The organism is Achromobacter xylosoxidans A8, assembly GCF_000165835.1.
GTDB lineage: Bacteria > Pseudomonadota > Gammaproteobacteria > Burkholderiales > Burkholderiaceae_B > Achromobacter > Achromobacter xylosoxidans_B.
In genome coordinates this window covers 2658604-2676784 of sequence record NC_014640.1, presented here as the reverse complement: position 1 = coordinate 2676784, position 18181 = coordinate 2658604, and the positions used below count along the sequence as shown (strand labels likewise).

Below are 18181 nucleotides of genomic sequence, written 5' to 3'. Positions count from 1 at the left end.
AGGACACCCGGCGTCCTGGTGCCGCCGGGCCATTGCAATGGCCAGAAAAAAAATCGATCTACGAGGACAGACCTTCAAGGAAGTCCTGGGCTTTACCTTCCGCCATTGGCGCGCGCAACCCTGGCGCACCTCCGGCATCATCGTGCTCGCCCTGCTGTCGGCGGTGACCGACGTGCTGACGCCGCTGTACGCCGGCAAACTGGTTGACGCAGTGGCCTCGGGCGCCGCCGGCGACGAAATCGTCTGGAGCGCGGCCCTCACCGCCTTCTGGCTGCTGCTCGCGCTGGGCATCGGCGGCACGCTGCTGCGCCAGGCCGTGTTCCAGAACATCATCACCTTCACGCTGAAGATGATGAACGGCATCGTGTCCAGCGCGTTCTACCGCGTTCAGCGTTTCTCCACGGACTGGCACGCCAACAGCTTTGCCGGCTCCACGGTGCGCAAGATCACGCGCGGCATGTGGGCGGTGGACATCCTGAACGACACGCTGCTGATCGCGCTGCTGCCGTCGGTCGTGATGCTGGTGGGCGCTACCGCCCTGCTGGGCGTGCACTGGCCCATCATGGGCCTGGTGGTGGGCCTGGGCTCGGTGTTGTACATCGCCGTGACCGCGGCGCTGTCGCTGGGCTATGTGGCGCCGGCGGCGCGGCTGGGCAACGCCTGGGACACCCGCATGGGCGGCGCCCTGGCCGACGCCGTCAGCTGCAATGCGGTCGTCAAGGCCTTCGGCGCCGAAGAACGCGAAGAAGTCAGGCTGGACCGCGTCGTCGACAAATGGCGCCGCCGCACCCGCCGCACCTGGATCCGCGGCACCATCAACGGCGGTATCCAGGGCGCCATGCTGGTCGCCATGCAGGCGGGCATCCTGGGCGCGTCGCTGCTGCTGTGGTCGCGCGGACAGGCCAGCGTGGGCGACATCACTTTCGCCCTGACGATGTTCTTCATGCTGCAGGGCTACCTGCGCGACGTGGGCATGCACATCCGCAACCTGCAACGCTCGGTCAACGACATGGAAGAACTGGTCGCGCTGGAAAAGCAGCCGCTGGGCGTGGACGACCGACCCGGCGCCGGCGAGCTGCGCGTCACGGCCGGCGAGATCCGTTTCGAGGACGTGACGTTCCGCTATGGCGCGCACGACAAGGCGCTGTATGACCAGTTCTCGGTGCGCATCGCGCCGGGCGAGCGGGTCGGCCTGGTCGGCCATTCGGGCTCGGGCAAGACCACGTTCATCAAGCTGATCCAGCGCCTGTATGACGTGAACGACGGCCGCATCACAATCGACGGGCAGGACATCGCCCAGGCGCGGCAGGCGTCCTTGCGCAGCCAGATCGCCATCGTGCAGCAGGAACCCGTACTGTTCCACCGCACCCTGGCGGAAAACATCGCCTATGCCCGTCCCGGCGCCACGCAGGCCGAGATCGAGCAGGCAGCGCGGCTGGCCAGCGCCCATGACTTCATCATGGCGCTGCCCAAGGGCTACGACACGCTGGTCGGCGAACGCGGCGTCAAGCTGTCGGGCGGCGAGCGCCAGCGCGTGGCCCTGGCGCGCGCCTTCCTGGCCGATGCGCCCATCCTGATCCTGGACGAGGCCACGTCCAGCCTGGACAGCGAAAGCGAGGTGCTGATCCAGCAGGCCATGGACCGCCTGATGGTGGGCCGCACCACGCTGGTGGTGGCGCACCGCCTGTCCACGGTGCGGGCGCTGGACCGCCTGCTGGTGATGGACCGCGGCCGCGTCATCGAGGAAGGCAGCCACGACGCGCTGATCCGCCTGAAGGGCGGCCTGTACCGGCGCCTGTTCGAACGCCAGGCGCTGGAGCTGACCAAGGGCCTGACGCAGTCGGAGTTGCTGGAGGACGGCGCCGTCCCGCCGCGGCCGAAGGACGAGGAGACCGACGAGTCCTCGTACGCCTACGCCAAGTAAGGACGGCGGCCGGTCCCGCGGCGCCAGCCGCGGGGCCGGCGCTTCATGCCGGACGCTGGGCGACGGTCAGGCGCAAGCCAAAGCCGATCAGCGCCAGCCCGAACACCCGGCTCTGGATCTTCTGCGCCCGGGGGCTGGCCGACATCCAGCGCCCCACCACCCCGCCCGCCAGCGCGCACAGCACGTCCAGGACCAGGCCCATGCTGACCAGGATCACGCCCAGCACGGCGAACTGCTGTGCTATCGGGCCCTGGGCCGGCGATACGAATTGCGGCAGCAGCACCGAGCAGAACAACAAGGCCTTGGGATTGAACACATTGGTCAGCACGCCGCTCAGGAGCGCCGGCCCCAACCCTGTCCGGCCCGCCGCCGGCTGCCCGGCGGCGTCGTAGGTAACGGGTCCCGCCCGCAGCAGCTTCACACCGAGCCAGACCAGATAGCAGCCGCCTACCGTGCGCGCCACATCGAACGCCCAGGGATGTGTCTTGAACAGCGCCGCCAATCCCAGCGCGGCCAGGGTCACGTGCGCGGCCCGCGCAATGGCCAACCCCACGGCCACCGCCAGCGCCTGCCCCCTGCCGCGCAGCACGCCAGTCTCCAACAGCAGAATCATGTCGGGTCCTGGCACCACATAGACAATCAGCAAAGCCCCTAGAAACATCGCCATATCCGCCATCATTCCACCTGATTTGCTCGATCACAGGCGATCATTCTAGGAAAACCGGGCTGGCATGTGCATCCTATTCATGCCAGTATATTTATGATGATTGGCATATTCCGCCAATCCATAAATCCTGAATCCAATTCCATGCCAAAACGCGAACTGGACGCCTACGACCGCCGGATCCTGGAGGCCTTGCAGCAGAACGGCCGGCTGACCAATGTCGAACTCGCCGAGCAGATCGGCCTGTCCCCTTCGCCCTGCCTGCGGCGGGTGCGGCTGCTGGAAGAGGCCGGCGTCATCCAGGGATACGAAGCGCGCCTGGCGCCGGACGAGGTCGGCCTGGGCCTGACCGTCTTCGTCGGCATCAAGGTGGAACGGCACCACGAGCGCGACTCCGCCCTGTTCCGTGATGAAGTCAGCACCTTGCCGGAAGTCATCGCCGCGCACCTGGTGTCGGGCGAGTCCGACTTTCTGCTGCAGGTGGTGGTACCCGACCTGCGCGCCTACGAACGCTTCTTGCTGGGCACGCTACTTAAGCTGCCCGGCGTGAAGGACATCCGCAGCAATTTCGCCATCCAGACCGTCAAGCCGCAAAGCCCGCTGCCGCTGGATCATCTGGCGAAATAACCACGCGGCGCGGCCAGGCGCGATGGCAGGTTCAAGCCATTGCCGCCGCGGCCCGGTCCACCGCCTGCGAGCGGCGCTCGAAGCGAGTCTGCGACATCTCCAGGTAACGCTGCACCACGGCCGGCTCCGAGGTCTTCGGCGTGCCCCCGGGAAACGGCGGCTGGGGGTCGTATTCGATCTGCAGCTGGATCAGTTTGGCCACGTCCTCGCCACACAGCAACGCCACCACCTTCAGCCCCATGTCGATGCCCGAGGTCACGCCGCCGGCGGTGAACAGATTGCCGTCCACGCACATGCGCTCGTCGCTGGGGATGGCGCCGAAGCGCGACAGCAGTTCACGCGCGCGCCAATGGCTGGAGGCGCGCTTGCCGCGCAGCAGCCCCGCCGCGCCCAGCAGCAGCGAACCGGTGCAGATGCCGAACACATAGCGCGCCGCCAGCCCCTGCGCGCGTGTGAACGCTACCCAGTCGGCGTCGACAATGGCATCATCCGTGCCCGGCCCGCCCGGCACCACCAGCAGATCGCAGGGCGGCGCCGACGCGATGGTTTGCGTGGGCACGAAACACAGGCCGCGATCGCTACGCACCGGATCGCGCGTTTTTGCGACAAAATCCACGGTGAAGCCCGGCGCGCCCGCCAGCACTTCGTACGGCCCGGTCATATCCAGCTGGGTCAGCCCCTCGAACAAGAGAAAATTCACATGCATGACGATGCTCCGTTAGAAACGATGACTTCCAGCATAGGCGGACGCGCCAGGACACGCGCGCCAAATTCAGCGCCGGATGCGCCATTGCGCGTACTGTTCGTCCTGTACGACGGTTTCCAGCCGCTGGACCTGGCCGGTCCCTGGCAAGCCTTCAGTTCGGCCAACGAAGAGGCCGGCCGCAAGCTCTACCGCCTGGGCACCATCGCCGCCACGCCGCTGGTCGCCACCTGGGAACAGGGCCTGCGCATGCAGGTGGACGGCACTTTTGCCGACGATGGCGACGAGCCCCTGGACATGCTGTTCGTGCCGGGTGGCCCCGGCGCGGACTTCGCGGGAGCCCATGGCGAAACGCGGGCCTGGCTGCGCCGCCGCGACGCGGATGCCAAGCGCACTTGCAGCGTCTGCACCGGCGCCTTCGTGCTGGCCGCGGCCGGCCTGCTGGACGGCCGCGCCGTCACCACCCACTGGCGCTCCGCCGACCGGCTGCGCCAGCTCCACCCTGCCCTGCGCGTCGAGGACGACCGCATCTATATCGAAAGCGGCAAGTACTGGACTTCGGCCGGCGTCACCGCCGGCATCGACCTGGCGCTAGCGCTGATCGAACGCGACTTCGGCGCGGACTTGTCGCAGCGGGTCGCGCGCCGGCTGGTCGTTTTCATGCGCCGCAATGGCGACCAGCGCCAATACAGCCAGGCGCTGCGCTTGCAGGACCGCGTCGCCGCGCCGTTCCGGGAGTTGGTGGAAAGAATCGAGGCGCAACTGTCGGCGCGCTGGTCGGTCGACGATATGGCCGACGCCTGCCAGATGTCGCGCCGCACCTTCCAGCGCAAGTTCGCCGCGCATTTCGGCGTGGCGCCCACGGAAGTGCTCAAGCGCCTGCGCCTGGAACGGGCGCAGGCGCTGGCGGCGTCCGGCAAGCTGTCCAGGAAGGAAATGGCGCGCGAGTTCGCGATACACGCGACGCCACCAGGGACGGTGCCGGAAGCCTGAGCCACTTCACAAAACAGTGAGCGGCTAGCCGGCAAGCCCCACCGACACGCCCCCGCACACATACAGCATCTGCCCCGTCATGAAACCCGCGCGCGGGTCCATGAACATGGACACCGCATGCGCGACCTCTTCGGGCCGGCCCACGCGACCCACCGGGATGGCAGCTTCCAGCGCCAAGGTCTGCGGCGCTCCGGGCGGATTGGACTGGTTGAACAGCTCCGTCGCGATGGGTCCGGGCGCCACGGTGTTCACTGTGATGCCGCTGCCCGCCAGCTCCAGCGCCCAGGTCCGGGTCATGCCCGCAAGCGCCGCCTTGGACGCGCCGTAGACGGTGCGCCCGTCCTTACCCAGGGCGGCGCGGCTGCCGATGTTCACCACCCGCCCATGGCCCGCCGCCCGCATGCCGGGCAGCAGGGCCTGCAGCAGCAGGACCGGCGCCGTGACGTTCAGCGCCATGATCCGCGCCATCTGCTCCTGGGTCACGTCGCCGATGCGCGCAACCTGGATCATGCCGGCGTTGTTGACCAGGTGCAGGACCTGGCGCTGCGCCGCCAGCTCCTGCGCGGCTGCGATGGTGGCCGACGCGTCGCCCAGGTCGACCGACTGGAACGTCTCACCGCGCAGCAGCGTCTCCGGCGCGCCGCGGCTGAAATTGACGACTTCAAAGCCGTCCTCGATCAGGCGCGCGATGATGGCGCGGCCTATGCCCCGGCTGCCGCCGGTGACCAATGCGGTGGGTGTGTTCATTGCGCGGTGATTCCCTTGTCCTTGATGAGTCCGCCCCACTTCTTGCGCTCGCCGGCCTCGAAGGCCGCCAGGTCCGCGCCGAAGAGCGTCCCCGGCTTGGCGCCCATGCCAGCGAAGTTGGCCGCGACGGCCGGACTCTTCAGGCCGCTGCGCGCCGCTTCGATCAATTGCTGGACCACCGGCTCAGGCGTGTTGCGCGGGGCGTAGAGCGCAAACCAGGCGGTGACGTCGAAGCCCGGCAGTCCCGATTCGGCCACGGTGGGCAGGTCGGGCACCGAGGCGTCGCGCGCGGCTGACGTGACCGCCACGCCCCGCACCAGATTGCCGTCCTTGATCTGCGCCAGCGCGCCAGGCAGGTTGTCGAACAGCAGGTCGACCTGCCCGCCCGCCACCGCCGGCAACGATGCCGACGTGCCCTTGAACGGCACGTGCAGCATGGTCACGCCGGCCATGGCCTCGAAGTAGGCGCCGGTCAGGTGCACCGAGGAACCGATGCCGGGCGACGCATAGGTCAGCTTCTTGTCCTTGGACTGCTGGGCCGCCTTGATCACGTCGGCCACCGTCTTGTAGGGCGATTTGGCGCTGACGGCAATGACGTTGGGCGTGGTGGAAACCAGCGCGATGGGCACCAGGTCGCGCTCGGGGTCGAACGCCATGTTGCTGTAGAGGAACTGGTTGATGGTCTGGGTGCCGATGGTGCCCAGGCCCAGCGTGTAGCCGTCGGGCTTGGCGCGCGCCACGTAGGCCATGCCGATATTGCCACCCGCGCCCGGCTTGTTCTCGACCAGCACGGTCTGCTTCAGGCCCGGCTCCAGCGCGTGGGCGATGGCGCGGCCGAAGATGTCCGCGCCGCCGCCTGGCGGGTAAGGCACGACGACGGTGACGGGATGGTCGGGGTAGCCGGCGGCGTGCGCCGCGGGAAACGTCAGGAAGGCCAGCGCGGCCAGGGCCGGCGCAGTGAGCGCCAACCTGCGATGCAGGAATTGCGTCATGGGCTTGTCTCCTCTCGAACCCGCTGATTGCGGATTTCTTTTTAAAGTACGTAAATACGTACTATATTCATAAGAACATGAAAAACCGCCAGGAGACAAGCAGATGAAACGCTGGACCCAACGCCCCGAAGGCTCCACCTGGGGCGACTTCGGCCCGGATGACGAGATCGGCCGCCTGAACCTGCTGACCGAGGAAAAAGTGTTGCAGGCGGTACGGGAAGTGCGCGCGGGCAAGGTGTTCTGCCTGTCCTTGCCGCTGGACCTGCCGGGCGGCAATGTGCTGAATCCGCGCCGCCACGCGCCCGTGCTCAAGCCCACCTTCCGCGAAGGCACGCCCTACCTGAACTTCCAGATGTCCCAGGTGCAACCCGAAGCCGTGGACGTGCTGTCCGACGACCAGGTCACCCTGTCCATGCAGTACTCCACCCAATGGGACGGCCTCTGCCATGTAGGCGCAATGTTCGACATCCAGGGCGATGGCGAGGCGCGCCGCGTCTACTACAACGGCTACGCGGCCGGCGTGGACGTGTTCGGCGGCGCCGATCCAGACAACTCGAACCACGCCTGCTGCCCGCCCGGCGGCTCCTACGCGCGCAAGCTCGGCATCAGCCGCTACGCCGAGAAAGGCATGCAGGGCCGCGGCGTGCTGGTGGACCTGGCACGAGCCTTCGGCCCCGGCCGCACCGTCGTGGACCTGGCCGGCCTGCAAAACGCCATGCAGGCGCAGAACGTCACGGTCGAAAGCGGCGACATGCTGGTGCTGCGCACCGGCTTCGCCGAAGAGATCGTGGCCATGAACGGCCAGCCCGACCCGCACAAGCTGGAGCAGACCGGCGCCGTGCTGGACGGCTCCGACCCGGCGCTGCTGGAATGGATCACGCAGTCCGGCATCGCCGCGATCTGCGCCGACAACTACGCGGTCGAAGCCTACCCGGCGCGCACGTCCGGCCCCGGCCACTCGATCCTGCCGCTGCACCACCATTGCCTCTTCAAGCTGGGCCTGCCGCTGGCCGAACTCTGGTACCTGAAGGACCTGGCCGACTGGCTGCACGCGCAGGACCGCAACCGCTTCCTGCTGACCGCCCCGCCCTTGCGCATGCCTGGCGCGGTCGGATCTCCCGTGACGCCCATCGCCACGGTGTAAGCCATGAACCTGCCGTACTCGACTTTCTCCGAACACCTGGACGCACTGGCCACCCGCCAACCGGGCGCGCCGCTGCTGATCGACCAGGACCAGCCCATCAGCGCCGCGCAACTGCGGGCACAGAGCCGCGCGCTGGCCGCCGGTCTCGCGCGTCTGGGCGTGCGCCCCGGCCAGCGCGTGGCGGTCTGGCTGCCCAATTGCGCCGCGTGGGTGCAATCCTTCCTGGCCTGCGCGCACCTGGGCGCGCTGGTGCTGGCGGTCAACACGCGCTTCCGGGCGCTGGAGCTGGCCGACATTCTGGGCCGCGGCAAGGCGGATTGGCTGGTGTTCTGGCCGGGGTTCAAGGGCATAGACTTCCAGGGCATCCTGGGCGAGGTCGCGCCGGAGCATCTGTCGCGCCTGCAAGGCGTGGTCGCGCTGGCCGACGCCGATGAAGCGCTGCCCGCCCCCCTGCATGGCAAACCGGCGCACCGCTACCAGGATCTGCTGGCCTGCGCCGAGCCCGCGCCCGCGGCCCAGCCCAATGCGGGCGTGCTGTGCTTCACCACGTCCGGCACCACCTCCAAACCCAAGTTCGTGCTGCATGACCAGCGCACCCTGCTGCAGCACGGCGCGGCCGTGGCACGGGCCTATGGCTATGACGACCAGAGCTGCGTGCTGGCCAGCGCGCCGTTCTGCGGCGCCTTCGGTTTTGCGACCCTGGCCGGCGGCCTGGCGCAAGGCGCGCCCGTGGTCTGCGCGCCCGTGTTCGACGCGGCGCAATCCGCCGCCGCGGTGCGCCGCCACGCGGTGACGCACACCTACGCCAACAACGAGGCCCTGGTCGGCATGATGCGGGCCGCGGCCCCGGGCGATTTCGCCTCGGCGCGGCTGTTCGGCTTCGCCAGCTTCACGCCGGCGCTGGACAATATGCTCGATCTGGCCATCGAGGCGGGCGTGCCGCTGACCGGCCTGTATGGCTCCAGCGAACTGGTGGCGCTGGTCGCCGGCCAACCGCGCGATCCGGCCGAGGGCGACCTGTCCGTACGCCACCAGCCGGGCGGCACGCTGATCTACCCCGAAGCCCGCGTGCGCGCCCGCGATCCCGCCACGGGCGAAGTCCTGCCGCAAGGCCAGTCCGGCGAACTCGAAATCCTCTCGCCCAGCCTGATGCAAGGCTATCTGGATAACCCGGAAGCCACCCGCAACGCCTTGACCGACGACGGCTACTTCAAGACCGGCGATCTCGGCTACGCGCTGAACCCGCGCCAATTCGTGTTCCAGACCCGCATGGGCGATTCGCTGCGCCTGTCCGGCTTCCTGGTCAATCCGGTGGAAATCGAACAGGTAGTCGAAACCCTGGCTGGCGTGCGCGCCTGCCAGGTGGTGGGCGCCACCCACAAGGGCAAGACCGTACCCTACGCCTTCGTGCTGCTGCACGCGGGCGCGGCGGCGGACCCGGCGGGCTGGACCGCCGCGTGCAAGGCGGCGATGGCGGGTTTCAAGACGCCGGCCGGCTTTAGCGTGCTGGACGAATTCCCCTCGGTGGAAAGCGCCAATTCGGTCAAGATCCAGAAGCACCGGCTGCGCGAGATGGCCGATGCCATACTCGCGGCTCCGCCCACGACGCCGTCCGCCTGAACATGCCCGACCCCAAGCTCTTCTCGCGCAGCCCCCAGCCGCTGTATTTGCAGGCGGCGGCGCTGTTTCGCAGCAATATCCAGAACCGTACCTGGCGGCCCGGCCAGCAGATTCCGCCGCTGGAATCGCTGATGGCCACCTATGGCATTTCGCGCGCCACCATCCGGCAGGCGTTCGGCCTGCTGGAAGACGATGGCCTGATCCGGCGCTCGCGCGGATCCGGCACCTTCGTCAACGCCGAACTGCCCGAAACGCCCACCCTGCTGATCCCCAAGACCTGGGCCGAAACCGTGGAGCTGAGCAACCAGTTGGGTACGGTATCGCTGGTGGAATCCAGCGCCGATTCGCCCCTGCCCGACACGCTGGGCATGCCTTGCGGCGCGGACCGCGGCGGCAGCTTCCAGTACTTGCGGCGGATACACACCACCGATGGCGATCCCTTCTGCTATAGCGAGGTCTTCCTGGACAGCGTGCTGTTCCGCAAGCACCGCGCCCGCATCCGCAAGAGCACCGTGGCGCCGGTACTGGACCAGTTCTACGGCGCGCGCATCAGCGAAGCGCGCCAGGTGCTGAACGTAATCGAAGCCGGCCAGGAATCCGCCGAATCCCTGCAGATCCCCGTCTCCTCTCCGGTTGCGGAGTTGCGCCGCTATGCCTGCATCGACGGCCGCGTGGTGTATTTCGCGCGGCTGGAATTCCCTTTCCGCAAGGTGCGGATGGAATTCGACCTGCTGTCCCATCGCTAGACCGCCTTCACCACAAGGAGCTTCCCCACCGCGACCCGTCAGCGTAAGGCCAGAACAGAGCGCCGCAGCAGATCACCAAGCGCCAGCAGTATCCGAACAAGATCCGGCATAAAGGAGACTAACCATGAAATGCCGTAGAACCCCCCGGATTTCCCTGAAGTTGCGCAACACGCTAGCCCTGCTATCCGCCTTTGCCGCCGCGCCCTGCGCCATGGCCCAGGCGATCTCCGATGACGTGGTCCGCCTGGGCCTGATCCTGGACATGAGCGGCGTGTATGCCGACGTCACGGGCAAAGGCAGCGCGACCGCGGCTGAAATGGCCATCGCCGACTTCGGCGGCACGGTGCTGGGCAAGAAGGTCGACCTGATGGTGGTGGATCACCAGAACAAGGCCGACATCGCCGCCGCAAAAGCACGCGAGTGGTACGACACTCAGAAGGTCGACGCCATCATGGACGTGGCGGGCTCCGCCCCCGCGCTGGCCGTGCTGGAAGTGGCCCGCGAGAAAAAGAAGATCGTGGTGTTCAGCGGACCCGGCACCGAACGCATCACCAACGACCTGTGCTCGCCCTATTCCGTGCACTACACCTACGACACCTGGTCGCTGGCCAACACCACGGCGCGCGCCACGGTCGAGCAAGGCGGCAAGAGCTGGTACTTCCTGACGGCCGACTACGCCTTCGGCCACACCTTGCAAGCCTCCGCCACCGAAGTCGTCAAGGCCAACGGCGGCACCGTGCTGGGCGCATCGCGCCACCCGCTGGGCTCCAGCGATTTCGCCTCCTACCTGCTGCAAGCCCAGGCCAGCCGGGCGCAGATCGTGGGGCTGGCCAACGCTGGCGGCGACACGGTCAACGCCATCAAGGCGGCCAGCGAATTCGGGCTGACCAAGGGCGGGCAGAAGATGGCCGGACTGCTGCTGTACATCAACGACATCCACGCCATCGGCCTGGACGCCGCTGCCGGACTGACGCTGACGGAAGCCTTCTACTGGGACATGAACGACCAGACCCGGGCCTGGTCGCAGCGCTACTACGACAAGCTGAAGAAAATGCCCAACATGAGCCAGGCCGGCACGTATTCGTCGGTGATGCACTACCTGAAGTCGGTGCAGGCAGCCGGCACCGACGAGCCCACGGCGGTGATGAAGCAGATGAAATCCATGCCCATCAACGACTTCTTCGCCACCAACGGCCGCATCCGCGAGGACGGGCGCATGGTGCACGACATGTACCTGTTCGAGGTCAAGAAGCCATCCGAGTCCAAGCGGCCTTGGGACTACTACAAGCTGGTGGCCACCCTGCCCGGCGACCAGGCCTTCATGCCGCTGTCGCGCTCGTCCTGCCCGCTGGTGAAGAAGTAGCGGCAGCGGGTACGGCGGGCGCCTTTTGGGGCGCCCGCTCCGCTATGCCCGCAACTTCCGGTCCAGTTCCAGCACCGACTGGTACAGCACTCTGGTGCCGTCCAGCAGTTGCGCGGGCTCGATCCACTCTTCCGGGCAGTGGCTGCGGCCGTTCAGGCAGGGAATGAAGATCATGCCGATGGGGCCCGTGGGCGCCATGTAGACGGCATCGTGGCCCGCGCCGCTGGGCAGACGCATCGAGACATAGCCCAACTGATCAGCGGCGGCCTGCACCGCGTCCATCACCAGCGGCGTGCAGTCGGTGGGCCGCGCGCGGCTCAGCTGCGTGAAGCTGGCGGTCAGGCGCAGCGCTTTGAGATCGCCTGCCACGCCAGCCATCAAGGTTTCCGGAAACGCATCCAGCACGGCATCGCTGTCGCTGCGCATTTCCAGCGTCAGTTCGACGCGCCCCGGCACCGCGTTGGCGGCGTTGGGCGTCATCGACAGGCGGCCCACGGTGGCGACCACGTAATGCGGATTGCCGCTGGCGGCGCTGGCCTGGCGGTTGGCCGCGTCGATAATGCGGGCCGCGCCCACCAGGGCGTCGCGGCGGATGTCCATGGGCGTGGTGCCGGCATGGTCGGGCTGGCCTTCCACCGTGATCTGCACGCGGCGGATGCCGACGATGTTGGTGACCACGCCGATGGGCAGGCCGCGACTTTCCAGCACCGGACCTTGTTCGATATGCAGTTCGACGAAGGCGGCAGTGCCGCCGGGGCCACGCAGCGGCGCACCCAGCGCCGAGGGGTCGCCGCCGATGCGGGCAATGCCGGCCGCCAGCGTTTCGCCATCGGGGTTGCGAGCCTGCAGCATGTCGGGCGTCAACTGGCCGCACAGCGCGCGGCTGCCGACGCAGGAGATGCCGTAGTCGCTGGGCTCTTCGGATAGGAAGTCGATGACCTCGAAGGGGTGCTCCAGCTGCACGCCTTGCTCGCGCAGGGTGTGAGCCACCTCGATACCCGCCAGCACGCCGATGATGCCATCGAAACGGCCGCCGGCCATGACGGTGTCGCAGTGCGAACCGGTCGCGATGGGCTTGCGCGCCGGATCGCGTCCGGCCAACGTGCCGACCAGGTTGCCGCCGGCGTCCAGGCGGGTCGAGAGGCCCGCGGCTTCGAATTCGCCGCGCAGCCAGGCGCGGGCTTCATCGAACAGCGGCGAGAACGCGCGGCGCGTCCAGGGAACGTCCGGCAGCGTGTATCGGGAGAGAGTTTCGACGCGGGCCCAGAGGCGCTCGGCGTTCAGGGGGGGAAACTGCACAGACATTGCCGTGTCCCTCAAGCCTGGCGCGGGCGCAGGAAGCTGCCGTCGCCTTTCTGGTTGACGATGCGCTCTCCGTCATAGACCTGCTGGCCGCGACACCAGGTGCCCGCGACGCGCACGGTGAACTCGCGGCCTTCGAACGAACTCCACTGCACCGCCGACAGGCTGGTCGACGGATCGAAGGCATAGCGTTCCGGCTTGAGGATGACGATGTCGGCGTCCTTGCCCACGTCCAGCGTGCCCTTGCGGTCATCCAGCAGGAAGTGCTGCGCGGGATTGCGGCACAGCTGGCGCACCACCATGGACGGCGCGATGCCATGCTCTTCGCAACCCGTCCAGAAAGCAGGCAGCAGCGTCTCCAGGCCGGGGCCGCCGGACGAGTTCTTGAACACGTTCGGATTCTGCTTGCGCTCCAGGCCCCAGCTGACATGGTCCGACGACACGAAGGTGCATTCGTCGTTGGCGATATGGGTCCAGAGCAGGTCGACCTCGGCCTTGGGCCGGATCGGCGGATAGTGCTTGGTCTTCGCGCCGAAGCGGCGGGTGTGCTCTTCATGGTTCAGCATCAGGTACTGGATGCAGGTTTCAATACTGGCGCGATGACCGTTGCGGCGATACATATTGCAGATCTCGAAGCCGCGCGAGGTCGACACATGCACCGCGTGGGCGCGGGCGCCGGTTTCGGCGCCGATCTCATAGATCAGCGCCGTGGCCAGGTTTTCGATCAGCGGCGTGTGCGCGCGCATGAAGGCGTCCCAGCCCGTGTCGTCCGCTTCGATCAGGCGCGCGATGTTCTTGCGGGTCATTTCCTGCATCTGGTTATGCACGCCGCAAACCAGTCCGGAAGGCGCGATCAGGCGGAAGGCTTCATACAGGTCGTCTTCCTCGATGCGGGGGAATCGCCCCGGCGTGGCTTCGAAGGTAGAGAACTTGAACGCGCAGACCCCGCCTTCGATCAGGCCGGCCGCGGCCGCCAGACCGTGCTGGGTGTTCAGGGTGCCAAACAGCGCCACGTCGACGTGGCAGTCGCGCTCGACTTCGGCGATCTTGGCCTCCAGCTGCGGGCGCGAAGCCACGGGTTCCGGATCGTCGTAAGGCATGTCGACCATGACCGTCACCCCGCCGGCGGCAGCGGCGCGCGACGCCCAGCCCAGCCCTTCCTGATTCAGTTGGCTGCCCGAGTGCACCTGGCCGTCGACCACGCCCGGCACGACCCACTGGCCGCGCGCATCCACGCTGTCGCGGCCCGCGGGGGCCGGGCCGGCGCCGCGCGCCACGATCTTGCCGTCCCTCACCGCCAGCCAGCCGTCCATCGTCACGCCATCCGGGTCGACGATATTGCCACGCACCACCAAATCGAAATCGCTCATGACCGCTTCCATCCTGGGTTGAATGCAGGCAGTGTAGGAGCCCCCTCCCAAAACGTCTTATGCTTATATGTGCGTGAGAATTAACATCAGGTTAAGCATATGAAATTGAATCTACGGCAGATCGAGGTCTTCCGGGCCATCATGCTCAGCGGTTCCATCAGTGGCGCGTCCAAGCTGCTTTTCGTCTCGCAGCCCGCGGTCAGCCGGCTGATCTCCTATACGGAGCAACGCTTGGGCCTGATGCTGTTCCAGCGCATTAAGGGCCGGCTGTACCCCACGCCGGAAGCCCATCGGCTGTTCGTGGAGGTCACGGCGCTTTACCAGAACGTGCAGCGCGTGAACGAAGTGGCGGACAACCTGGCGGAAAACCGCGAAGGCCAGTTGCGGCTGTCCTGCAGCCCCAGCCTGGGCCAATCCCTGCTGCCGCGCGCGATCGCGCAGTTCCGGCGCCAATTCCCGGAAGTGCGCATCGTGCTGCAGACCCTGATCCCCGCGGTGATGCAGCAATCGCTGCTGACGCAGCAGGTAGAGCTGGGCGTGGCCTACATGCCGGTGGACCACCCCAGCCTGGCATGGCAGCCGCTGTACGAAAACCAGATCGTGGCGGTACTGCCCAAAGGCCATCCGCTGGCGGCGCGCGGCCGCGTCACGGTGCACGATCTGGCCGAAGAGCCTCTGATCGGCTATAGCGCCGACATTCCCTTCGGCATGTTGATCAACAAGCTGTTCGGCGGCGAGAACGAGCAGCCCGAACCGCGCATCGAGGTTCAGCAAGCCCACGTCGCCTGCGCGCTGGTGCAAGCCGGCGCCGGGGTGGCGCTGGTGGACGAGATCACGGTCGCCGGGCCGATCTGGTCGGAAGTGGTGACCTTGCCCATCATCGGCACCGTGAATGCGCCGGTCAATGTGTTCCACGTCCAGCTCCAGCCGCTGTCACGGCTGGCGTTGGCCTTTATCGACGTGCTGCACAAGCTCGACCAGCGCGCCTAGCGCGGCTGCGCACCTCCCGCGCCTAGGGGATATCCCTCAGGCCATGCGGCGAGCGCCCTATCGCTCCGCTATGAGCGCGCCCAGCAATTAACATGATGTTATGTACAAAGCATAAAAGGTAATACGACATTATCAAGCTTGCTTCCTATGATCCCCCCGTCCATCCCGCACAAGCGCTGCGGGATCGTTGAAAACAGCAATCGGGAGGAATGGGGTCATGGGAAGAATCTTGACGATGCAGGACGTCGAAGCCGCGGTTCGGGGCGGCTCGGTATTCGCCTGCGGCGGCGGCGGCTGGGCCGAGCATGGGCGCGAACTGGGCTCGCTGGCCGTAACCATCGGCCGCCCTGAACTGGTCACCATGGACGAGGTGCCGGACGACGCGTGGATCGCCACCGCGGCCGCCATCGGCGCGCCGGGCGGACTCACCGACTGGCAAATGCTGGGCATCGACTACGTCAAGGCCGCGCAGCGGCTGCAGGACGCGCTCGGAGAACGGGTCTACGGACTGATCATCGGCCAGAACGGCATGTCCAGCACCTTGAACGGCTGGCTGCCTTCGGCGGTGCTGGGCACCAAGGTGGTCGACGCCGTGGGCGACATCCGCGCCCACCCCACCGGCGACATGGGTTCGCTCGGATTGGCGGGCAGCCCCGAACCGATGATCCAGTGCGCGGTGGGCGGCAACCGCGCCAGCAATTCCTATATGGAGCTGACGGTCCACGGCGCCACCGGCAAGGTCTCGCCGGTGCTGCGCAAGGCGGCCGACATGGCGGGCGGCTTCATCGCCAGCTGCCGCAACCCCATACGCGCATCCTACGTGCGCCGCCACGCCGCGCTGGGCGGCATCAGCAAGGCGCTGGCGCTGGGCGAGGCCATCATCGCGGCGCAGCCGCGCGGCGGCAGCGCGGTCATCGATGCGATCTGCAAGGCCACGCAGGGCGAGATCATCGCTTCCGGCAAGGTCGTACGCAACACGCTGCGCTACACCGAAGAAGCCTTCGACATCGGCACCGTCGAAATCGGTGAAGGCGCCGCCAAGCGCGTCATCCATGTGATGAACGAGCACATGGCGGTGACCGACAGCCACGGAGAACGGGTCGCCTGCTACCCGGACGTGATCACCACGCTGGACAGCGATGGCAACCCGGTCAGCGCGGGCAAGCTGCGCGAGGGCCTGCAGGTCAGCGTCCTGCACGTGCGCAAGCAACACATCCCCCTCTCCTCCAGCGTGACCGACCCGTCGGTCTACCCCATCGTGGAAAAGGCGCTGGGCATGAACTTCACCGACTACGCATTGGCATCCTGAGGTAAACGGCGTGAAACGAGAATTCAATATCCCCGGCGGCAACACCCTGCGCTGCAAAGGCTGGCGCCAGGAAGCGCTGCTGCGCCTGCTGGAAAACGTGCTGGCCGTGGGCGAAGACCCGGCCAACCTGGTGGTCTATGCGGCACTGGGCCGCGCCGCGCGCGACTGGCCCGCGCATGACGCCATGGTCAAAGCCCTGATGGAACTGGAGGAAGACCAGACGCTCATCGTGCAATCGGGCAAGCCCATCGGCGTGCTGCGCACGCATCCGCAAGCGCCGATCGTGATCATGGCGAACTGCAACATGGTCGGCCAGTGGGCGCACGCCGAGAACTTCTATCAGCTGGAACGCGACAACCTGATCTGCTGGGGCGGACTGACAGCGGGCGACTGGCAGTACATCGGCTCGCAAGGCGTGATCCAGGGCACCTACGAGATCTTCTCGCGCATCGCCGAACGCCATTTCGACAACGATCTGCGCGGACGCTTCATCCTGACGGCGGGCATGGGCGGCATGGGCGGCGCGCAGCCGCTGGCCGGCCGCATGGCGAATGCCGCCATCCTCACGGTGGAGATCAACCCCGAGCGCATCGAAAAGCGCATCAAGGCAGGCTTCCTCGAACGGCGCGCCGACTCCCTGGACGAGGCCCTGGACCTGATCCGCCAGGCACAGGCCCGCCGCGAACCCATTTCGGTCGGCCTGCTGGGCAACGCCGCGGACGTCTACCCCGAAATCCTGGCCCGCGGCATCGTGCCCGACATCGTCACCGACCAGACCTCGGCACACGACCTGGTCTATGGCTACATCCCCGCTGGCCATACGCTGGAACAAGTGGCGGAAATGCGCCGCAGCGACGTGTCCGGACTGATGGACGCCAGCCGCGCCTCGATCGTCCGGCATGTCACCGCCATGCTCGGGTTCCAGGACCGCGGCTCGGTTGTGTTCGACAACGGCAACCTCATCCGCACCCACGCCAAACAGGGCGGCGTCGAACGCGCCTTCGAGATCCCGGTGTTCACCGAAGCCTTCCTGCGGCCCCTGTTCGCCCGCGCCATCGGTCCATTCCGCTGGATCGCGCTGTCGAACGACGCCGACGACATCCGCAAGATCGACGACTTCCTGCTGCAACGTTTTCCGGACAACTTCATTGTGTCCAACTGGATCCGCCTGGCACGCAAGGAAGTGCCGTTCGAAGGCTTGCCTGCGCGCATCGCCTGGCTTGGGCACGGCGAGCGCACCGAGCTGGCGCTGGAAGTCAACCGCATGGTGCGCGAAGGCGTGCTCAGCGCGCCCGTGGCCTTCACGCGCGACCACCTGGACGCCGGCGCCATGGCCCATCCGAACATCATGACGGAAAACATGCGCGACGGCTCCGACGCCATCGCCGACTGGCCGTTGCTCAATGCCATGATCAATTGCTCGTCCAGCGCCGACCTGGTGGCGATCCATTCCGGCGGCGGCGGATACAGCGGCTACATGACCAGCGCCGGCGTCACGGTGGTGGCTGACGGCACCGCAGCCGCCGACCAGCGGCTGCGCCTGTCGATGACCAACGACACCGCCAGCGGCGTGCTGCGCTATGCCGACGCCGGCTACGAAGAGGCGCTGGACGAAGTGCAGAAAAAGGGCATCGCCCGCATCGACACCGCGCAGCACGGGCATGGCAACCCTGGACGTGGCGACTAG

At 67.1% G+C, this 18181-nt stretch carries 16 protein-coding genes; 10 read left to right on the top strand and 6 right to left on the bottom strand.

The annotated features are described in order from the left end of the window. The first annotated feature begins 37 nt into the window (after window positions 1-37). The gene (locus tag AXYL_RS12540) at window positions 38-1924 is read left to right on the top strand and encodes an ABC transporter ATP-binding protein (protein WP_013393164.1); all 1887 of its coding nucleotides are present in this window, start codon (window positions 38-40) and stop codon (window positions 1922-1924) included. 43 nt (window positions 1925-1967) lie between these two features. Here the strand turns inward: AXYL_RS12540 and AXYL_RS12535 are convergent, their stop codons facing one another. Beyond that, window positions 1968-2537: a LysE family translocator gene (locus AXYL_RS12535; RefSeq protein WP_237710000.1), complete on the bottom strand. Its 570-nt coding sequence runs from the start codon at window positions 2535-2537 to the stop codon at window positions 1968-1970. 195 nt (window positions 2538-2732) lie between these two features. On the opposite strand from AXYL_RS12535, the gene AXYL_RS12530 reads away from it, so the two are divergent. After that, entirely contained in the window at window positions 2733-3215 is a 483-nt protein-coding gene (locus tag AXYL_RS12530; protein ID WP_041655448.1) for an Lrp/AsnC family transcriptional regulator, read from the top strand. Window positions 3216-3246: 31 nt separating this feature from the next. Here the strand turns inward: AXYL_RS12530 and AXYL_RS12525 are convergent, their stop codons facing one another. Next, the gene (locus tag AXYL_RS12525) at window positions 3247-3921 is read right to left on the bottom strand and encodes a DJ-1/PfpI family protein (protein ID WP_013393161.1); all 675 of its coding nucleotides are present in this window, start codon (window positions 3919-3921) and stop codon (window positions 3247-3249) included. An 84-nt stretch (window positions 3922-4005) separates the two neighbouring features. Between AXYL_RS12525 and AXYL_RS12520 the strand changes: the two genes are divergently transcribed. After that, on the top strand, window positions 4006-4911 hold the full coding sequence (locus AXYL_RS12520; RefSeq protein ID WP_013393160.1) for a GlxA family transcriptional regulator: 906 nt from the start codon (window positions 4006-4008) through the stop codon (window positions 4909-4911). Between the two features lie 24 nt (window positions 4912-4935). On the opposite strand, the gene AXYL_RS12515 is transcribed toward AXYL_RS12520, so the two are convergent. Next, window positions 4936-5658: an SDR family oxidoreductase gene (locus AXYL_RS12515; protein WP_013393159.1), complete on the bottom strand. Its 723-nt coding sequence runs from the start codon at window positions 5656-5658 to the stop codon at window positions 4936-4938. Next, window positions 5655-6650, bottom strand: a complete 996-nt coding sequence (locus AXYL_RS12510; protein WP_013393158.1) for a Bug family tripartite tricarboxylate transporter substrate binding protein — start codon at window positions 6648-6650, stop codon at window positions 5655-5657. Before AXYL_RS12510 ends, AXYL_RS12515 begins: the two co-directional genes overlap by 4 nt. Window positions 6651-6753: 103 nt before the next feature. Between AXYL_RS12510 and AXYL_RS12505 the strand changes: the two genes are divergently transcribed. The 4 genes from AXYL_RS12505 to AXYL_RS12490 all read left to right on the top strand — a co-directional run bounded on the left by AXYL_RS12505 (window position 6754) and on the right by AXYL_RS12490 (window position 11523). Beyond that, window positions 6754-7794: a cyclase family protein gene (locus tag AXYL_RS12505; RefSeq protein WP_013393157.1), complete on the top strand. Its 1041-nt coding sequence runs from the start codon at window positions 6754-6756 to the stop codon at window positions 7792-7794. Between the two features lie 3 nt (window positions 7795-7797). Beyond that, on the top strand, window positions 7798-9414 hold the full coding sequence (locus AXYL_RS12500) for an AMP-binding protein (protein ID WP_013393156.1): 1617 nt from the start codon (window positions 7798-7800) through the stop codon (window positions 9412-9414). Between the two features lie 2 nt (window positions 9415-9416). Further along, a complete protein-coding gene (locus AXYL_RS12495; protein WP_013393155.1) occupies window positions 9417-10160 on the top strand; it encodes a GntR family transcriptional regulator in 744 nt (247 codons plus the stop codon). 124 nt (window positions 10161-10284) lie between these two features. Further along, entirely contained in the window at window positions 10285-11523 is a 1239-nt protein-coding gene (locus AXYL_RS12490; protein WP_013393154.1) for an ABC transporter substrate-binding protein, read from the top strand. Between the two features lie 42 nt (window positions 11524-11565). Here the strand turns inward: AXYL_RS12490 and AXYL_RS12485 are convergent, their stop codons facing one another. Together AXYL_RS12485 and AXYL_RS12480 are read right to left on the bottom strand one after the other, a co-directional pair. Continuing rightward, the gene (locus tag AXYL_RS12485) at window positions 11566-12828 is read right to left on the bottom strand and encodes a Zn-dependent hydrolase (protein ID WP_013393153.1); all 1263 of its coding nucleotides are present in this window, start codon (window positions 12826-12828) and stop codon (window positions 11566-11568) included. Window positions 12829-12839: 11 nt separating this feature from the next. Continuing rightward, a complete protein-coding gene (locus AXYL_RS12480; RefSeq protein ID WP_013393152.1) occupies window positions 12840-14195 on the bottom strand; it encodes a dihydroorotase in 1356 nt (451 codons plus the stop codon). A 99-nt stretch (window positions 14196-14294) separates the two neighbouring features. On the opposite strand from AXYL_RS12480, the gene AXYL_RS12475 reads away from it, so the two are divergent. From AXYL_RS12475 to AXYL_RS12465, 3 genes are all read left to right on the top strand, one after another. Continuing rightward, window positions 14295-15185 carry a LysR family transcriptional regulator gene (locus tag AXYL_RS12475; protein ID WP_013393151.1) on the top strand — a complete coding sequence of 297 codons (891 nt, stop codon included), beginning with the start codon at window positions 14295-14297 and terminating at the stop codon, window positions 15183-15185. Between the two features lie 217 nt (window positions 15186-15402). Beyond that, entirely contained in the window at window positions 15403-16494 is a 1092-nt protein-coding gene (locus tag AXYL_RS12470) for a DUF917 domain-containing protein (protein ID WP_013393150.1), read from the top strand. 10 nt (window positions 16495-16504) lie between these two features. Continuing rightward, a complete protein-coding gene (locus tag AXYL_RS12465; RefSeq protein ID WP_013393149.1) occupies window positions 16505-18181 on the top strand; it encodes a urocanate hydratase in 1677 nt (558 codons plus the stop codon).

Excerpts from the sequence above, each read along its gene's own strand:
- AXYL_RS12540 (WP_013393164.1), top strand. The coding sequence starts at position 38 with ATGGCCAGAAAAAAAATCGATCTACGAGGACAGACCTTCAAGGAAGTC.
- AXYL_RS12535 (WP_237710000.1), bottom strand. The coding sequence starts at position 2,537 with ATGATTCTGCTGTTGGAGACTGGCGTGCTGCGCGGCAGGGGGCAGGCG.
- AXYL_RS12530 (WP_041655448.1), top strand. The coding sequence starts at position 2,733 with ATGCCAAAACGCGAACTGGACGCCTACGACCGCCGGATCCTGGAGGCC.
- AXYL_RS12525 (WP_013393161.1), bottom strand. The coding sequence starts at position 3,921 with ATGCATGTGAATTTTCTCTTGTTCGAGGGGCTGACCCAGCTGGATATG.
- AXYL_RS12515 (WP_013393159.1), bottom strand. The coding sequence starts at position 5,658 with ATGAACACACCCACCGCATTGGTCACCGGCGGCAGCCGGGGCATAGGC.
- AXYL_RS12510 (WP_013393158.1), bottom strand. The coding sequence starts at position 6,650 with ATGACGCAATTCCTGCATCGCAGGTTGGCGCTCACTGCGCCGGCCCTG.
- AXYL_RS12505 (WP_013393157.1), top strand. The coding sequence starts at position 6,754 with ATGAAACGCTGGACCCAACGCCCCGAAGGCTCCACCTGGGGCGACTTC.
- AXYL_RS12500 (WP_013393156.1), top strand. The coding sequence starts at position 7,798 with ATGAACCTGCCGTACTCGACTTTCTCCGAACACCTGGACGCACTGGCC.
- AXYL_RS12495 (WP_013393155.1), top strand. The coding sequence starts at position 9,417 with ATGCCCGACCCCAAGCTCTTCTCGCGCAGCCCCCAGCCGCTGTATTTG.
- AXYL_RS12490 (WP_013393154.1), top strand. The coding sequence starts at position 10,285 with ATGAAATGCCGTAGAACCCCCCGGATTTCCCTGAAGTTGCGCAACACG.
- AXYL_RS12485 (WP_013393153.1), bottom strand. The coding sequence starts at position 12,828 with ATGTCTGTGCAGTTTCCCCCCCTGAACGCCGAGCGCCTCTGGGCCCGC.
- AXYL_RS12480 (WP_013393152.1), bottom strand. The coding sequence starts at position 14,195 with ATGAGCGATTTCGATTTGGTGGTGCGTGGCAATATCGTCGACCCGGAT.
- AXYL_RS12475 (WP_013393151.1), top strand. The coding sequence starts at position 14,295 with ATGAAATTGAATCTACGGCAGATCGAGGTCTTCCGGGCCATCATGCTC.
- AXYL_RS12470 (WP_013393150.1), top strand. The coding sequence starts at position 15,403 with ATGGGAAGAATCTTGACGATGCAGGACGTCGAAGCCGCGGTTCGGGGC.